The 12,702-nt window shown below is 63.0% G+C and carries 17 protein-coding genes; 6 read left to right on the forward strand and 11 right to left on the reverse strand.

From position 1 onward, the window contains the following. Positions 1 to 5 precede the first annotated feature (5 nt). On the forward strand, positions 6 to 602 hold the full coding sequence (locus ACSHWJ_RS08720) for a DUF2062 domain-containing protein (RefSeq protein WP_010961839.1): 597 nt from the start codon (positions 6 to 8) through the stop codon (positions 600 to 602). Positions 603 to 614: 12 nt separating this feature from the next. Here ACSHWJ_RS08720 and lolD read toward each other — a convergent pair whose 3' ends face one another. Genes lolD through fur form a run of 3 tightly spaced genes read right to left on the reverse strand, consistent with a single transcriptional unit; the run spans position 615 to position 2,983 of the window. Beyond that, the gene (gene lolD, locus ACSHWJ_RS08725; protein WP_010961838.1) at positions 615 to 1,289 is read right to left on the reverse strand and encodes a lipoprotein-releasing ABC transporter ATP-binding protein LolD; all 675 of its coding nucleotides are present in this window, start codon (positions 1,287 to 1,289) and stop codon (positions 615 to 617) included. Next, the gene (locus ACSHWJ_RS08730; RefSeq protein WP_010961837.1) at positions 1,282 to 2,529 is read right to left on the reverse strand and encodes a lipoprotein-releasing ABC transporter permease subunit; all 1,248 of its coding nucleotides are present in this window, start codon (positions 2,527 to 2,529) and stop codon (positions 1,282 to 1,284) included. Before ACSHWJ_RS08730 ends, lolD begins: the two co-directional genes overlap by 8 nt. 22 nt (positions 2,530 to 2,551) lie before the next feature. Beyond that, complete coding sequence (fur, locus tag ACSHWJ_RS08735; protein ID WP_010961836.1) at positions 2,552 to 2,983, reverse strand: ferric iron uptake transcriptional regulator; 432 nt, start codon at positions 2,981 to 2,983, stop codon at positions 2,552 to 2,554. 89 nt (positions 2,984 to 3,072) lie between these two features. On the opposite strand from fur, the gene ACSHWJ_RS08740 reads away from it, so the two are divergent. Beyond that, positions 3,073 to 3,513, forward strand: coding sequence for an outer membrane protein assembly factor BamE (locus ACSHWJ_RS08740; protein WP_256996547.1), 441 nt, complete (start codon positions 3,073 to 3,075; stop codon positions 3,511 to 3,513). On the opposite strand, the gene ACSHWJ_RS08745 is transcribed toward ACSHWJ_RS08740, so the two are convergent. Together ACSHWJ_RS08745 and ACSHWJ_RS08750 are read right to left on the reverse strand one after the other, a co-directional pair. Continuing rightward, positions 3,510 to 3,815, reverse strand: coding sequence for an RnfH family protein (locus ACSHWJ_RS08745; protein ID WP_041361326.1), 306 nt, complete (start codon positions 3,813 to 3,815; stop codon positions 3,510 to 3,512). The two genes, ACSHWJ_RS08740 and ACSHWJ_RS08745, sit on opposite strands and share 4 nt — an antisense overlap. Beyond that, complete coding sequence (locus ACSHWJ_RS08750; RefSeq protein ID WP_432539706.1) at positions 3,815 to 5,173, reverse strand: sodium-dependent transporter; 1,359 nt, start codon at positions 5,171 to 5,173, stop codon at positions 3,815 to 3,817. Before ACSHWJ_RS08750 ends, ACSHWJ_RS08745 begins: the two co-directional genes overlap by 1 nt. A 127-nt stretch (positions 5,174 to 5,300) precedes the next feature. Here ACSHWJ_RS08750 and smpB point away from each other — a divergent pair, with 127 nt between their 5' ends. After that, positions 5,301 to 5,774 carry an SsrA-binding protein SmpB gene (smpB, locus tag ACSHWJ_RS08755; RefSeq protein ID WP_017364255.1) on the forward strand — a complete coding sequence of 158 codons (474 nt, stop codon included), beginning with the start codon at positions 5,301 to 5,303 and terminating at the stop codon, positions 5,772 to 5,774. Positions 5,775 to 5,899: 125 nt separating this feature from the next. Further along, positions 5,900 to 6,946 carry a D-alanyl-D-alanine carboxypeptidase family protein gene (locus ACSHWJ_RS08760; RefSeq protein ID WP_432539705.1) on the forward strand — a complete coding sequence of 349 codons (1,047 nt, stop codon included), beginning with the start codon at positions 5,900 to 5,902 and terminating at the stop codon, positions 6,944 to 6,946. A gap of 85 nt (positions 6,947 to 7,031) precedes the next feature. Here the strand turns inward: ACSHWJ_RS08760 and ACSHWJ_RS08765 are convergent, their stop codons facing one another. Then, positions 7,032 to 7,403, reverse strand: coding sequence for a c-type cytochrome (locus ACSHWJ_RS08765; protein ID WP_010961831.1), 372 nt, complete (start codon positions 7,401 to 7,403; stop codon positions 7,032 to 7,034). A gap of 283 nt (positions 7,404 to 7,686) precedes the next feature. Here ACSHWJ_RS08765 and ACSHWJ_RS08770 point away from each other — a divergent pair, with 283 nt between their 5' ends. Next, on the forward strand, positions 7,687 to 7,950 hold the full coding sequence (locus tag ACSHWJ_RS08770) for a DUF4404 family protein (RefSeq protein WP_228370208.1): 264 nt from the start codon (positions 7,687 to 7,689) through the stop codon (positions 7,948 to 7,950). Between the two features lie 55 nt (positions 7,951 to 8,005). Here the strand turns inward: ACSHWJ_RS08770 and ACSHWJ_RS08775 are convergent, their stop codons facing one another. The 3 genes from ACSHWJ_RS08775 to ACSHWJ_RS08785 all read right to left on the reverse strand — a co-directional run bounded on the left by ACSHWJ_RS08775 (position 8,006) and on the right by ACSHWJ_RS08785 (position 10,338). Then, complete coding sequence (locus ACSHWJ_RS08775; protein WP_282213199.1) at positions 8,006 to 8,767, reverse strand: rhomboid family intramembrane serine protease; 762 nt, start codon at positions 8,765 to 8,767, stop codon at positions 8,006 to 8,008. Between the two features lie 100 nt (positions 8,768 to 8,867). Next, positions 8,868 to 9,506, reverse strand: coding sequence for a M15 family metallopeptidase (locus ACSHWJ_RS08780; protein ID WP_218800572.1), 639 nt, complete (start codon positions 9,504 to 9,506; stop codon positions 8,868 to 8,870). Between the two features lie 16 nt (positions 9,507 to 9,522). After that, complete coding sequence (locus ACSHWJ_RS08785) at positions 9,523 to 10,338, reverse strand: tetratricopeptide repeat protein (protein WP_282213200.1); 816 nt, start codon at positions 10,336 to 10,338, stop codon at positions 9,523 to 9,525. Positions 10,339 to 10,782: 444 nt separating this feature from the next. Here ACSHWJ_RS08785 and ACSHWJ_RS08790 point away from each other — a divergent pair, with 444 nt between their 5' ends. Next, positions 10,783 to 11,208 (forward strand): rhodanese-like domain-containing protein, encoded by a 426-nt coding sequence (locus ACSHWJ_RS08790; RefSeq protein ID WP_010961826.1) that lies wholly within the window; start codon positions 10,783 to 10,785, stop codon positions 11,206 to 11,208. Here the strand turns inward: ACSHWJ_RS08790 and cysE are convergent. Continuing rightward, positions 11,186 to 11,971 (reverse strand): serine O-acetyltransferase, encoded by a 786-nt coding sequence (cysE, locus tag ACSHWJ_RS08795; RefSeq protein ID WP_218798280.1) that lies wholly within the window; start codon positions 11,969 to 11,971, stop codon positions 11,186 to 11,188. The genes ACSHWJ_RS08790 and cysE overlap by 23 nt on opposite strands. Next, the gene (locus tag ACSHWJ_RS08800; protein ID WP_218798279.1) at positions 11,955 to 12,698 is read right to left on the reverse strand and encodes an RNA methyltransferase; all 744 of its coding nucleotides are present in this window, start codon (positions 12,696 to 12,698) and stop codon (positions 11,955 to 11,957) included. Before ACSHWJ_RS08800 ends, cysE begins: the two co-directional genes overlap by 17 nt. Positions 12,699 to 12,702 lie beyond the last annotated feature (4 nt).

A 12,702-nucleotide genomic window follows, 5' to 3' on the forward strand; every position in this document is an offset into this window, starting at 1 on the left:
GCCTCATGCCCAAGAAGATTCTCAAGCGTTACATGCCGGACCGGCAACGGATCAGGGAGATCAAAAGTCTCGAGTTCCTCGGGGAAAGACTGCATGCCCCGAATCTTTGGCATTTGAACCGGCGTTCGGTGTCGCGGGCTTTCGCCGTGGGGCTGTGGGCGATGTACACCCCGCCGCTGCCCTGGCAGATGGTCATCGCCGCGATCCTGTCCATCTATTTCGACGCCAATGTACCAGTCGCAGTGGCGCTGGTATGGATCACCAATCCCCTCACCTGGGTGCCGATGTACTATTTCGCCTACTTGGTCGGGACCTGGGTGCTGGGGCTGGATTCATTCACCTTCACCGAGTTTTCTGCGTTCTTCAGCATCGAAACCGCCTGGAGCCTGGGGGCGCCGCTGCTGGTCGGTTGTTTCACGCTCATGAATCTGGGGGCCGTACTGGGCTATTTTTCCATTCGCTGGCTTTGGCGACGCTCGGTGCGGCAGCATTGGGAGTTCCGCAAACTGCGGTCCAAGCCGCTGAACAGCCATTATCTGGTGAACCTGAGCTGCCGCGCCTACTGGAAGCTGTTGCACCTCCATCACGCCGACAAGCTCTAAGCCCGCCCGGGGTTAGACCAGCCGCCCATCCTCCATGTGGAGGACCTCATCCATCTTGTGGGCCAATGACGCGTCGTGGGTAACGATGAGGAAGCTCACACCGAATTCCTGATTGAGCTCCAGCATGAGCTGATAGACCTGCTCCGCCGTCTTGCTGTCCAGGTTGCCGGTAGGTTCGTCCGCCAGGACGCATTTCGGACGCGTCACCAGCGCCCGGGCGATCGCCGCCCGCTGCCGCTCGCCGCCGGAAAGCTCCCCCGGCTTGTGTTCGATGCGTTTTCCCAAACCCACCCGGCGCAGCAGCGCCGCGGCGGCGTCCCTTGCCCTGGCGACGGAGGCGCCGCCTATCAAGAGCGGCATGGCGACGTTCTCCAGCACCGTGAATTCACCCAGCAGGTGATGGAATTGGTAGACAAAGCCCAAGGTCTTGTTGCGCAGCTCCGCCCGGCGGCGTTCATTCAGAGCGGCCAGATCGATCCCGTCCATCAGAACCTTCCCGCTGGTGGGAGTGTCCAGGCCGCCCAAGAGATGCAGGAGTGTGCTCTTGCCGGAGCCGGAGGCACCCATGATGGCCAAGCGCTGGCCCCGCCGTATGCGCAGGTCCACCCCGTGCAGGACCTCGACGTCGAGGATGCCCTGGACGAAGCGCTTGTGCAGGGCGCGGCATTCCAGGACCGGTTCATTCATACCGCAGTTCCTCTGCCGGACGCACCCGCGAGGCCTGCCAGGCCGGATAGATCGTGGCCAGCAAGGACAGCAGGAAGGCCATGCCGGTAATCTGGAACACGTCCGTCCAGTTCAGCTTGGACGGCAGGTCGCTGATGTAGTACACGTCGGCGGACAGGAATTTCATACTGAGCTGGCTTTCGATCCAGTGCACGATCTCGGAGACGTTCAGGGCCAGGAGCACGCCGCCGAGGCCGCCGATCACGGTGCCGACGGCGCCGATCACGGTGCCGAGCACCATGAAGATGCCCATCACGCTGGCGGGCGTCATGCCCTGGGTGCGGAGAATGGCGATGTCGGCACGCTTGTCCGTCACCACCATGACCAGGGTCGAAACGATGTTGAACGCCGCCACGGCGACGATCAGCAGGAGGATCATGAACATCACCCGCTTCTCCGTCTTGATGGCGCGGAAGAAGTTGGTATGGGCCTGGGTCCAGTCGGTGACGTAGTAGTCGCCCGGCAGCTTCGGCCCGAGATCGCGGGCGATGCGGTGGGCGTTGAACAGGTCGTCGAGCTTGAGCCGCAGGCCGCTGATCTCGCCCTCCATGTGCAGCAGGCGGGCCGCGTCTTCGAGCTGGATCAGGGCGAGGTTCCGGTCGTACTCGAACATGCCGACCTGGAACGTGCCGATGACCGTGAAGCGCTTGAGCCGAGGGAGGATGCCCGCCGGTGTCGCGGTGACCTGGGGCGTGATGACCGTGACCTTGTCTCCGCTGGATACACCGAGATAGGCCGCCAGCTCGGCGCCCAGGATGATGCCGAACTGGCCGGGCGCCAGGTCGCCGAGTTTGCCGAGCTGCATGTGGTTCGCCACGTCCGAGACCCGCGGCTCGTACTCCGGCAGTATGCCCCGCAGCATCGCGCCGCTGGCGCGCCGTTCGGAGCTCAGCATGGCCTGCCCCTCGATGTAGGGCGCCCATCCCAGGATGCGCTTGTCTTCCGAAAGTGCAGGTTCCAAGACCCGCCAGTCGCCCAGCGTACCGCCCGGGCCGGAAATGGACGCATGCGAGGTCATGCCGAGGATGCGTTCGCGTAATTCCGCCTCGAAACCGTTCATGACCGAAAGCACGGTGATCAGTGCCGTGACCCCCAGCGCGATGCCCAGTACCGAGGTCAGCGTGATGAAGGAAATGAAACGGGTGCGCCGTTTCGCGCGCGTATAGCGCAGGCCGATGTAGAGGACGAGCGGCTTGAACACGGAGGGGGGAACTTGGGAAAGGTCAGGGAGAGGTGGCGGCCGTGCGGCAATGCGCGCAGATGCCGTAGAGGCAGAGCGAATGGTCGGTCAGGGAAAAGTCGAGATTTTTCGCGATTTCCTTTTGCCGGCTTTCGATCACCTCGTCACTGAACTCCTCGACCCGCCCGCATTTGACGCAGACGATGTGGTCGTGGTGCTCGCCGCGGTTGAACTCGAAGATCGAATTGCCGCCTTCGAAATGATGGCGCTTGACGAGGCCGGCAGCCTCGAACTGGGTCAGCACCCGGTACACCGTCGCCAGCCCGATTTCCTCGCCCTGCTGGATCAGCCGCTTGTACACGTCCTCCGCGGTCAGATGCCGATCCTGGTCGGATTGCTCCTCGAGCATTTCCAGGATCTTGATCCGGGGGAGGGTGACCTTGAGGCCGGCGTTGCGTATGTCTTGCGTTTCCATGGGGTTCGAGCGCGCTATGTCTTCAAAATCCTCGATCGGGTATGATGCGGCACGGTGCCGCTCGAACCCGGCTGCGATTTCATTCCGTCATGCCCCCACATCGTACCATACTCTCCCTGATCGCCACTCTCCCGCTGGCCGCCTGCACCTATGTCGACCGGATCCCCTTCCTTTACCACCTGGACATTCATCAGGGGAACATCGTCTCGCAGGAAATGGTAGACCAGCTAAAGCCGGGTATGAACAGGCGCCAGGTGACCTTCATCATGGGGTCGCCACTCACGGTGAGCCCGTTCCGTGATGACCGCTGGGACTACGTCTATTCCAACCAGCCGGGTGGAGAGGAGCGCGTGCAGCGCCGGATATCGCTTCTGTTTGATCACGACGAGCTGGTCGGGCTGCAGGGGGATTTCAAGCCGGGTGAACTGCCATCCCTGGATGCCAGCAAGGACGTCAACGTCGACATCCCCAAGATCGAGCGCGACCAGAGTTTGTGGGGACACATCAAGAGCTGGTTCGGCAGCGGCTAGGCTTTTCCTTCGTCCTTCCTGGCTGCCCGCTGGCGGCGCGATTCTTTGGGGTCGGCGATCAAGGGGCGGTAGATTTCCACCCGGTCGCCCGGCCGCAAAATCTGGTCGAGTCCGCAGACCTTGCCGAAGATGCCGATCTTGTTGACCGCCAGATCGATTTCCGGGAATTTCTCCAGCACTCGGGAGGTCTGGATGGCCGCCGCCGCGGAGACGCCCTCTGCGACCTTGACCGGTATGATGACCTGAACGTCGGGTCGGGCATAAGCCACTTCCACTCGGATCGGCCGGCGCGTGTCGGTCATCAGATCAGCTCCATCGCCTTGAGGAAAATGATACCCATCCCGCTGGGGGCGACGTAGCGCACCAGGAACCGCCAGACCTCGTAGGCGCGGGAATCGGCCATTTCGAGTTCCTCTTCGGTATCCCGGCGGCTCAGCACCCAGCCGGCGAACACCGCGACCAGGAAGCCACCGATTGGAAGCATGACGTCGGCGGTCAGGAAATCGAGCAGTTCGAACAGGTTCCTGCCGAACAACCGGACGTCCGACCAGGAACTGAAAGACAGCAGGGTGCCCAGGCCCAGCCCCCAGCAGGCCAAGCCGCTCCAGGCGCTCGCGGCTTCCCGGCTCAGCCCCCGATTTTCGGTCAGCCAGGCGACCGCCGGTTCGATCATGGCGATGGATGAAGTCAAGGCGGCAAAAAACACGAGGACGAAGAACAGGGCACCGAAGAAAGAGCCTCCCGGCATGGCGCCGAATGCGATCGGCAGGGTCTGGAAAATCAGGCCCGGTCCCATGCCGGGTTCCAGGTGATTGCTGAACACGATGGGGAAGATAGCCAGGCCCGCAAACAGCGCGACCGCGGTATCGGCGGCTGCTACCACGATCGTCGAGCGGGCGATGGAAACGTGGCTGGGGAGGTAGGAACCGTAGACCATGATCGAGCCCATGCCCAGTCCCAGCGAGAAGAAGGCCTGTCCCATGGCGGTCAGCACGCTTTCTCCGCTCAGCCGGGAGAAATCGGGCAGGAACAGGAAGGCGACGGCCCGGCCCAGTCCTTCGGTACCGACGGCATAGAGGACCAGGACGACCAGCATGACCGCCAACGCCGGCATCAGGTAGCGCGTGCCTTTCTCCAGGCCGCCGTTCACGCCCCGACTCACGATGGCCACGGTGGCTACCATGAACAGGGTATGCCAGATCACCTGTATCTGCGGATCGGTGCGGAATTCGTCGAAATAGCGTGCCGCGGTTTCGGGGGTGACATGGCTGAACAGCGCACTGTTCATCTTGAAGACGTAAGCCAATGCCCAGCCGGCGATGACGCTGTAATAGGACAGAATCAGGAAACCCGATATCACGCCGAGCCAGCCCGCATACTGCCAGGCCGGGCTGACCTTGGCTGTCTCGGCCAGGCTCCGCATGGCATTGATCGGGCTCTGCCGCCCTCGCCGTCCGAGCAGGGTTTCGGCGATCATGATCGGGATGCCGATGGCGGCGACGCACAGCAGATACACCAGCACGAAGGCACCGCCGCCGTGTTCGCCGGTGAGATAGGGAAATTTCCAGATGTTGCCCAGGCCGATGGCCGAACCGCTCGCAGCCAGGACGAAAGCCAGTCGCGAAGACCATTGCACGTGCACGAATCGTTGATCGGTCATGGTTATCCTCCTGCTGGTAGTGCTCGGCCGGGCGGAAACACGCTCGTTCGGGGTCGGAGCATGGGCGCCGGTGGGGTAAAATCCTCACAGGATAGCAAACCGAATCGAACCGAAGAATCCCACCGTCATGAGCAGCAAGAAAAGCGCCCCAGGAAGCGCCAACATCGCCCAGAACCGCCAGGCCACCCATGAATATTTCATCGAGGAGCGCCTCGAAGCGGGTTTGGTGCTGGAGGGCTGGGAAGTCAAGAGTCTGCGGGCGGGCAAGGCGCAACTCAAGGAAAGCTTTGTAATACTGAAGAACGGCGAAGCATGGCTGTTCGGCGCGCATTTCTCTCCCTTGCCATCGGCTTCCACCCACGTCCAGCCCGATCCCACCCGCAGCCGTAAGCTGCTCTTGCATGCAGAGGAACTCAGCCGTCTGATCGGACAGGTGGAGCGCAAGGGTTATACCCTCGTGCCGTTGTCGCTGTACTGGAAACAGGGCCGCGCGAAGCTGGAAATCGGCCTGGCGCGCGGAAAGAAACAACATGACAAGCGTGCTGCCGAGAAGGAGCGCGACTGGGAGCGGGAGAAACAGAGGGTCATGCGGCGGGGTTGACCCTCCCGTTCGGGTCTTGCCCTTTTCTTGGCAGGGGAGACAATGGAAAAAGGATCGTTTTGTCAGTTTATTGGAAATCTCGAGTGATGTCGCGCCGTCTTTGTCGTTTCGTAGGGATAGTCGTAGTGGCTGTTGCAGTGGGGTGGGTCGCCGGCGAAGCCGTCGCCGCTCCCTATTCGGCGCTGGTCATGGAGGTCGAATCGGATCGGGTGCTGTACGAGCGGAACGCTGACGAGATCAGGCATCCCGCTTCCCTGACTAAGATGATGACCCTCTACCTGGTGTTCGAGGCGCTTGTACAGGGCAGAATTTCCTTGTATGACACCTTCTATGCCTCCAGCTACGCCGCATCCCGGTCCCCATCCCGTATCGGACTCAGGCCGGGTGATCCGCTGACGGTGGAAGAAGGCATCCTGGCCCTGGTCACCTGCTCCGCCAATGACGCCGCCGCCACGCTGGGCGAAGGACTGGCCGGCTCGGAGCCTGCGTTTGCCGCGATGATGACGCGAAAAGCGCGCGAGCTGGGCATGAGTCAGACCGTGTTCCGCAACGCCTCGGGGCTGCCGGATCCCGAACAGGTCACGACGGCGCGCGACATGTACCGACTCGGAAAGGCGCTGCTGAAGCATTTTCCCCAGTACTATCCGTATTTCTCCACTTCGCGCTTCCAGTATCGGGGGCGGAGTTTCCACAATCACAATCATCTGCTCGAGAACTACTACGGCGCGGACGGCATCAAGACCGGGTTCGTCAATGCCTCGGGCTTCAACCTGGTGGCATCGGCCCGCCGTAACGGCGTCCGGCTGGTGGGCGTGGTGTTCGGCGGCAATTCGTCATTCCGCCGGGATGCCCACATGCGCGACATTCTCGACGACGGGTTCGCCCAGATCGAAGGGCGGGAATCCAGCGTGCGGTTCGCCGGTTTCGACCAGGGATACGTGCCCCGTTTGCTGATACGTCCAGGAGAGAGCCGGATTTCCGCCGTTCCGAAGAAAGCCCGGCGGGCGGCCGCCGGCAAGACGAACGGACATCGTGCCAGAGTCGTGGCTGCGCGCCCTTCCCCTGGGACGCAGAAGGGGATGTCCACGCACGCCAAACGCAAGCCGGTCGAGGCGAAATCGCTCCCGGCGCGCCTCCGATCTTCGCGGACTTCGGTCAAGTTCAGGCGTTGACGCAGACGGGGGGAGCGACGTCTGAACGGGCTGCGCCCCGACGTGCGGGGCGCAGCTGGGTGGAGCAGGCGATGAAGGAGCGGTCTTACTGCGGTTTCTCGAGTTCGCCTGCCGGCACGGTGCCGTCCGAGCGGCCTTTGATGTAGGTGTACAGGTCATCGATGCCCTCTGCCACCTTCTTGTTGGCTTCGAACGGCGGCATGGCGTTGCGGCCTTTCAGAACCACTTCCTTGAACTGATCCTTGCTCAGGTTCTTGAGGCTGTTCAGCAGGTTGGGGAATGCCGCGCTGCCTTCGCCGGTGGCGCCGTGGCAGGTTTCGCAACGCTGCTGCTTGTAGATCTTGAAGCCATTGTAGGTGGCCTGGTCGACGGGAGCCGAGAAGGCGGGAGCGGCCACGGCACCGAGCACCAGTGCGGCCAGAGCGGTTGTCCGGATAGACGTCTTCTTGTGATCCATTGCGTTTCTCTGTTATCTGTTTTCGGGTATTGACCGGGAAGTTTCATCGTCTGCCTTGGCAGGGACGGCAGCGGATAGGATGACAGTCCGCCGGCAGTTCTGCCTAGGGAAAAAATCCCGGCTGTTTGCTGCCAAAGAGCGTGTTTCAGAATACCCAACACCTCCGTCTGTTGTAAATACAGCCGCCAATGCCCGAACGGGGTTTCGTCCCCTTGGCGGAAGGGACATGGCACCCGTAAACTAGCCTGGCATCGTGCACCTCATCATGGAGCTGGAGACGGAAATGAGCGAGAAAGACCTCTTGGAGACCTTGGAGCAGTTGCGGGCGCAGGTGGCGGCGCTGGAGGCCGACGGATCTTCCAAAGCGCGTCTGGAGTCGTTGATCGGAACGCTGGAGCAGCGGCTGCAAGGGGAGGGTAGCGAAGCGCACCATGGCCCTCTGGTGGCGGAGCTCAAAGAGGCGATCGCGCACTTCGAAGTCGAGCATCCGCGGCTGACCGGCATACTCAACGACCTGATGGTGACACTGAGCAATATGGGTATCTGAAACCGGGTTCTGCCCTGCGTTCACCAGGGGGCGCTTCGGCGCGCTCCCAAGGGTTTCAGAAATGCCTTGAGTCGAAAAATCTGCGTTCCATCTGCTGAGCCCGCCGGATGAGATAATCCGGTCGGTGCATGGGTCCGATTAGAAGGACGCCGGCCAGGAAACCGCCGACATGGGCCCAGAACGCCACCCCGCCGCTGGTGCTACCGAGGGCGGGCAGGCCGCTGATGAGCTGGATGAAAAACCAGTAGCCGAGCATGGCGAAGGCCGGGATGGCGACGGTAGTCCAGTAGAAGCCCAGGAAGATCAGCGTGATGACCTGGGTGCGGGGGTAGAGGCGGGCGTAGGCGCCCATGACGCCGCCGATGGCGCCGGAAGCGCCAACCATCGGCACGGCGGCGCCCGGGTCGGAGGCGATCTGCGCTGCCGCCGCCGCCAGGCCACACAGCACATAAAAGGCGACGAAGCGCAGCGGTCCCATCGCGTCTTCCACGTTGTCGCCGAACACCCACAGAAACCACATGTTGCCGATGATGTGGAACCAGCCGCCGTGCAGGAACATATGGGTGACCAGGGTCCAAGCCGATGCATCGCCTTCGAGCTGACAGGCGAAATTCGGGCTGACCGGGATCACGGTGCCGACCGGCGCCAGCCCGAGCAATTCTCCGGGAATGAGCGCGTACTCGCAAAGCGATCGAGCCAGCGGCAGATCCTGTCCGAATCCCTGCACCAGTGTCCAGGCGCCGGCGTTGACCAGCAGGATCAGCATGACGGCGATGGGGCGGTGCAGGGCCGGGTTGATGTCACGCAACGGAAACATGGCTGTCCCCTGGGTCGGTTCGAGTGATGGTCGGCGCCCGGCCGCGGCCGCATCGGGTTCGGTCCCCCGCTGGGCTCGGGCGGCAGGGCGCTAGGAATGTTCAGTGCCCGAGGGCGGAAAACGGTACGTCGAGGATGGCATATTCCCGCCACAAGGCATAGTCATAATGCCACCATTCCCGCGGATGAACGCTGAAGCCTTCGGCTTCCATGGCGGCACGCAGCCGGTCGCGGTGTTCGCGGGCTGCCGCCGCACCGCCTTCATAGGTGGGGTACGCGCGCTCGGTCATCTCGTCGTAATCGGACGGCATGTTCACCGCCTGCCCGGTTTCCAGATCGTAGAGGCTCAAGTCGACGGCACAGCCGCGATTGTGACGCGAGCCTTCGCGGGGGTCGGCCACGAACATCCGCTGGCTGCCGCTGGTCGACTCCCAGAATGTCCGTGTCACCGACCAGGGGCGATAGCCATCAAACAGGATCAAGCCATAGCCCAGCGGTTTTAGCCGGGCGTTGACTCTGACCACGGCTTCGGCCGCCGGCCGTTGCAGGAAGACCCGGGGTTCGGTGTAAACCGGCTTGTGGACGAAGTTGTTGGAGGTGGCATACCGCACGTCCAGCTGGATCGTGGGATCGAGCCGCGTGACCTCTACCAGTTCCGGCGGCCGGAACGGACCGGTTTCCACGGGGGGCTGCAACGGGGCTGCCGTGACCGCGGCACTCATCAGCATCACGGTGGTCATGAATCCGGTCCCGAACCTAGACATAGAGGGCGTTGGAAAGCTGGCCCCGGTAGCGGCGGGTGAGTTCATGACCATTGCCCAGCAGCCGGAAAATGGCGACACAGGCTTTGCGGGCACCCCCTTCGTCGTAGTCACGGGCCTTGCGCACGAGTTCGATCAACTGAGCCAGTGCCGGCTCGTAACGTTCTTCCCGAATCTTCCGGATCGCGTCCAGGTAGGCCGATTTGGCCGGGGCTTCGGCCAGCCGTTCCGGGTGTTCCAGCAGGCCGAACAGCCGGGCCAGGGTGCGCAGGGCTTCGGCGGCTTCACTCTGATCGGAGTCCGGTCCGATGGGCTTGAGCGTTTCCAGTGCCTGGTCCGGGTCGGTGTCGAGGAGCGCTCGGGCCAGCAGCACGGCGGCCGGGTCATAGGCCGGCTCGGCCGCAAGGATCTGGCGCAGCACCGGTTCGGCTTCTGCCGCCCGGCCGGCGCTGATCAGTGCCTCGGCCTGTTCCAACCGAGCCTGGTAAGGATTGGGCAATGCGCGCTGCAGCCAGTCTTCCAAGGCCGATTCGGGCAAGGTGCCGGTGAATTCGTCGGCCACGGTACCGTCGACGAAAAGCTTGACGTTCGGAATCCCGCGCACGCCGTACCGCCGGGCGATCTCGGGGTGTTCCTCGGTGTTCACCTTGACCAGTTCGAAGCGGCCGGCCAGCCGCCCGGCGACGGCTTCCAGCACGGGTGTGAGGGCGCGGCAGGGCGCGCACCAGGGCGCCCAGAAATCCACCAGCACCGGGATGGTGAAGCTGGTCTCGATGACGTCGCGGTCGAAATCAAAAGGGGAGTCGGACATCGAAAGGGTTCAGACAAGGCTGTGTGACAGAGGCTTGATCGAGATTTTCGCAAATCGCCGGACGGGTTGAACAGTCCGCGCTGCAGTTGGTCACCGACAAATGGCTCACAAGGTTATCCACAGATTCTGTGGATATCATAGGCTGGGTCGGCATCGGCTTCTGTGCCCGTCAAGACCTTGATTTCCTGGCGTCGGGCGGGTATGGACCGGCATCGATCGAGCAGAAAATCCCTTTGGAACAGCATGATGTGTTTTCCTGGCGCATGGTTGTGGGCGATCATAGGCATCGTTTCCTGGCGTGTGGCGGGTGCCGGCCTCAACGGGTCGTTCGCCCGGCCGGTCCGCAAAAATGCATTTTGTCCACAGCTTGGAAGAACAGGAATTCGTGATTCGCTTCTGCCGAACTGATTCGGCCAGAGACCCTTGAAAACCCTAGAGGCAAACATGAGCAAATGGCTGCGAGCCGCAATCTTGGCGCTAACGTTACCGGCCGCCCCGGTTCTCGGCGGTGAGCTCATCGGTATCACCCCCGATGAATTGGAGACGCTGAAAGTCCAAGGCGTGCCGGTGGTGGATGTCCGGACGCCCGAGGAGTGGCGCAAGACAGGCCTGATCGAAGGAAGCAAGCCGTTGACGTTCTTCGATTCCAAAGGGGCTTACGATGCGGCCGACTGGTTGCGGCGGTTCAAGGCCATCGCTCCCGATGTCGCCCGGCCGGTGGTGCTGGTCTGCCGTTCAGGCAACCGCACCGCCATGGTCGGGAAGATGCTCACGCAGGAGCTGGGCTACGAGCGTGTCTACCATCTGGAGAAGGGCTTGCAGGTCTGGAGCGCCGAGGGGCACAAGCTCAGCCCGTGCGGGAACTGTTGACGGTCACCTGCGGCTCGCCGGGGTCGAGTTGGCAGTCGTCCAGATCGGGCAGAGGGGCTTCTTCCAGGTCGATTCCTCGTTCCCGCAGCGCTTCCTTGAGCTTCGCGACTTGCTGGTCCAATGCCTGGATATGGTCGAGCATGTGATTGATGGCGTGGGCGACCGGGTCCGGCATGTCCGGCGTCATGCCGTAGGCGTCGAAGCCGAGTCTGCTGGCGATGGCCAGGCGCTGCGCTTCCTGGGCCCTGCGGTCCGGATTGATGATGTGGCCCGGAATGCCGACCACCGTGGCGCCCGCGGGGACGGTGCGCAGTACGACCGAATTGGAGCCGATGCGGGCGCCGTCGCCCACCGTGATGGGGCCGAGTACCTTGGCGCCGGCGCCGACCACCACGCCGTTGCCCAGCGTCGGATGGCGTTTGCCCTTCTGCCAGCTGGTGCCGCCCAGGGTCACGCCGTGGTATAGCGTGCAATCGTCCCCGATTACCGCGGTCTCTCCGATGACGACGCCCATGCCATGGTCGATGAACAGCCTCCGGCCCAGCGTCGCTCCGGGGTGGATCTCGATGCCGGTCGCCCAGCGCGCGAGATAGGACAGAACCCTCGCGGGCCAGTGCAGGCCGTGGTTCCAGAGCCAGTGGCTGAAGCGGTGGATCAGCACGGCGTGGACGCCGGGATAGACGGTCAGTATCTCGAAAAACGACTGGGCCGCGGGGTCCCGGGCGAATATGCAACCGAACTCTTCTCTAATTTTCTTTAGCATGGGGGGTTCCGGCGCCGGCGGCGCTGAGCTGGGCGGCGGTCAGGATGCCGCGCAGCAAATGGATCTCCTGGGCTTCGATCCGCGCACTGTTGAAGATGCGGCGCAGCCTGCGCATGATGGAGGGGGATGACCTGCGCGCGTGCAGGAATCTTATGTCATACAGTGTCCGTTCCAGATGGTCGAAGAACGAGGCCATCTGTTCGCCGTCCGCAAGGGGGGGGCTGCGACGGCCGGAACCGCCCTGGCCGGCGGCGAGGTAGAGCTCGTAGGCGACGACCTGGACCGCACAGGCGAGATTGAGCGAACTGAATTCCGGGTTGGAAGCGATGTGCAGGAGGAAGTGGCACTGCTCCAGTTCCCCGTTGGTGAGCCCCGAATGCTCGCGCCCGAACACGATGGCGCTGCGGGTTCCCTCCGGCAGGCCGGCGATCTCCGCCGCGGCCGTTCTGGGGTCGAGTTCCGGCCAGGCGATGGTTCTGAGGCGTGCGCTGGCGCCGATGACGAGCTGGCAGTCTGCGATGGCGTCTTTCAGCGAACCGAACAGCCGAGCGGCCGCCAGCAGGTCGTCGGCACCGGAGGCGCGGGCGGTGGCCTGTTCGCTGGGGAAGATTTTCGGCGAAACCAGGGCCAGATCGCTCAGGCCCATGTTTTTCATGGCGCGGGCGACGCCGCCGATGTTGCCGGGATGGGTGGTTTCGACCAGTACGATGCGGATATCGGAGAGCACGGTC

This window comes from Methylococcus sp. S1M (genome assembly GCF_051295855.1).
Lineage (GTDB): Bacteria > Pseudomonadota > Gammaproteobacteria > Methylococcales > Methylococcaceae > Methylococcus > Methylococcus capsulatus.

What these genes read in the sequence shown, in the direction of transcription:
- ACSHWJ_RS08720 (WP_010961839.1), top strand. Translation starts at nt 6, where the DNA reads ATGCCCAAGAAGATTCTCAAGCGTTACATGCCGGACCGGCAACGGATC.
- lolD (WP_010961838.1), bottom strand. Translation starts at nt 1,289, where the DNA reads ATGAATGAACCGGTCCTGGAATGCCGCGCCCTGCACAAGCGCTTCGTC.
- fur (WP_010961836.1), bottom strand. Translation starts at nt 2,983, where the DNA reads ATGGAAACGCAAGACATACGCAACGCCGGCCTCAAGGTCACCCTCCCC.
- ACSHWJ_RS08740 (WP_256996547.1), top strand. Translation starts at nt 3,073, where the DNA reads ATGCCCCCACATCGTACCATACTCTCCCTGATCGCCACTCTCCCGCTG.
- ACSHWJ_RS08745 (WP_041361326.1), bottom strand. Translation starts at nt 3,815, where the DNA reads ATGACCGACACGCGCCGGCCGATCCGAGTGGAAGTGGCTTATGCCCGA.
- ACSHWJ_RS08750 (WP_432539706.1), bottom strand. Translation starts at nt 5,173, where the DNA reads ATGACCGATCAACGATTCGTGCACGTGCAATGGTCTTCGCGACTGGCT.
- smpB (WP_017364255.1), top strand. Translation starts at nt 5,301, where the DNA reads ATGAGCAGCAAGAAAAGCGCCCCAGGAAGCGCCAACATCGCCCAGAAC.
- ACSHWJ_RS08765 (WP_010961831.1), bottom strand. Translation starts at nt 7,403, where the DNA reads ATGGATCACAAGAAGACGTCTATCCGGACAACCGCTCTGGCCGCACTG.
- ACSHWJ_RS08770 (WP_228370208.1), top strand. Translation starts at nt 7,687, where the DNA reads ATGAGCGAGAAAGACCTCTTGGAGACCTTGGAGCAGTTGCGGGCGCAG.
- ACSHWJ_RS08775 (WP_282213199.1), bottom strand. Translation starts at nt 8,767, where the DNA reads ATGTTTCCGTTGCGTGACATCAACCCGGCCCTGCACCGCCCCATCGCC.
- ACSHWJ_RS08780 (WP_218800572.1), bottom strand. Translation starts at nt 9,506, where the DNA reads ATGACCACCGTGATGCTGATGAGTGCCGCGGTCACGGCAGCCCCGTTG.
- ACSHWJ_RS08785 (WP_282213200.1), bottom strand. Translation starts at nt 10,338, where the DNA reads ATGTCCGACTCCCCTTTTGATTTCGACCGCGACGTCATCGAGACCAGC.
- ACSHWJ_RS08790 (WP_010961826.1), top strand. Translation starts at nt 10,783, where the DNA reads ATGAGCAAATGGCTGCGAGCCGCAATCTTGGCGCTAACGTTACCGGCC.
- cysE (WP_218798280.1), bottom strand. Translation starts at nt 11,971, where the DNA reads ATGCTAAAGAAAATTAGAGAAGAGTTCGGTTGCATATTCGCCCGGGAC.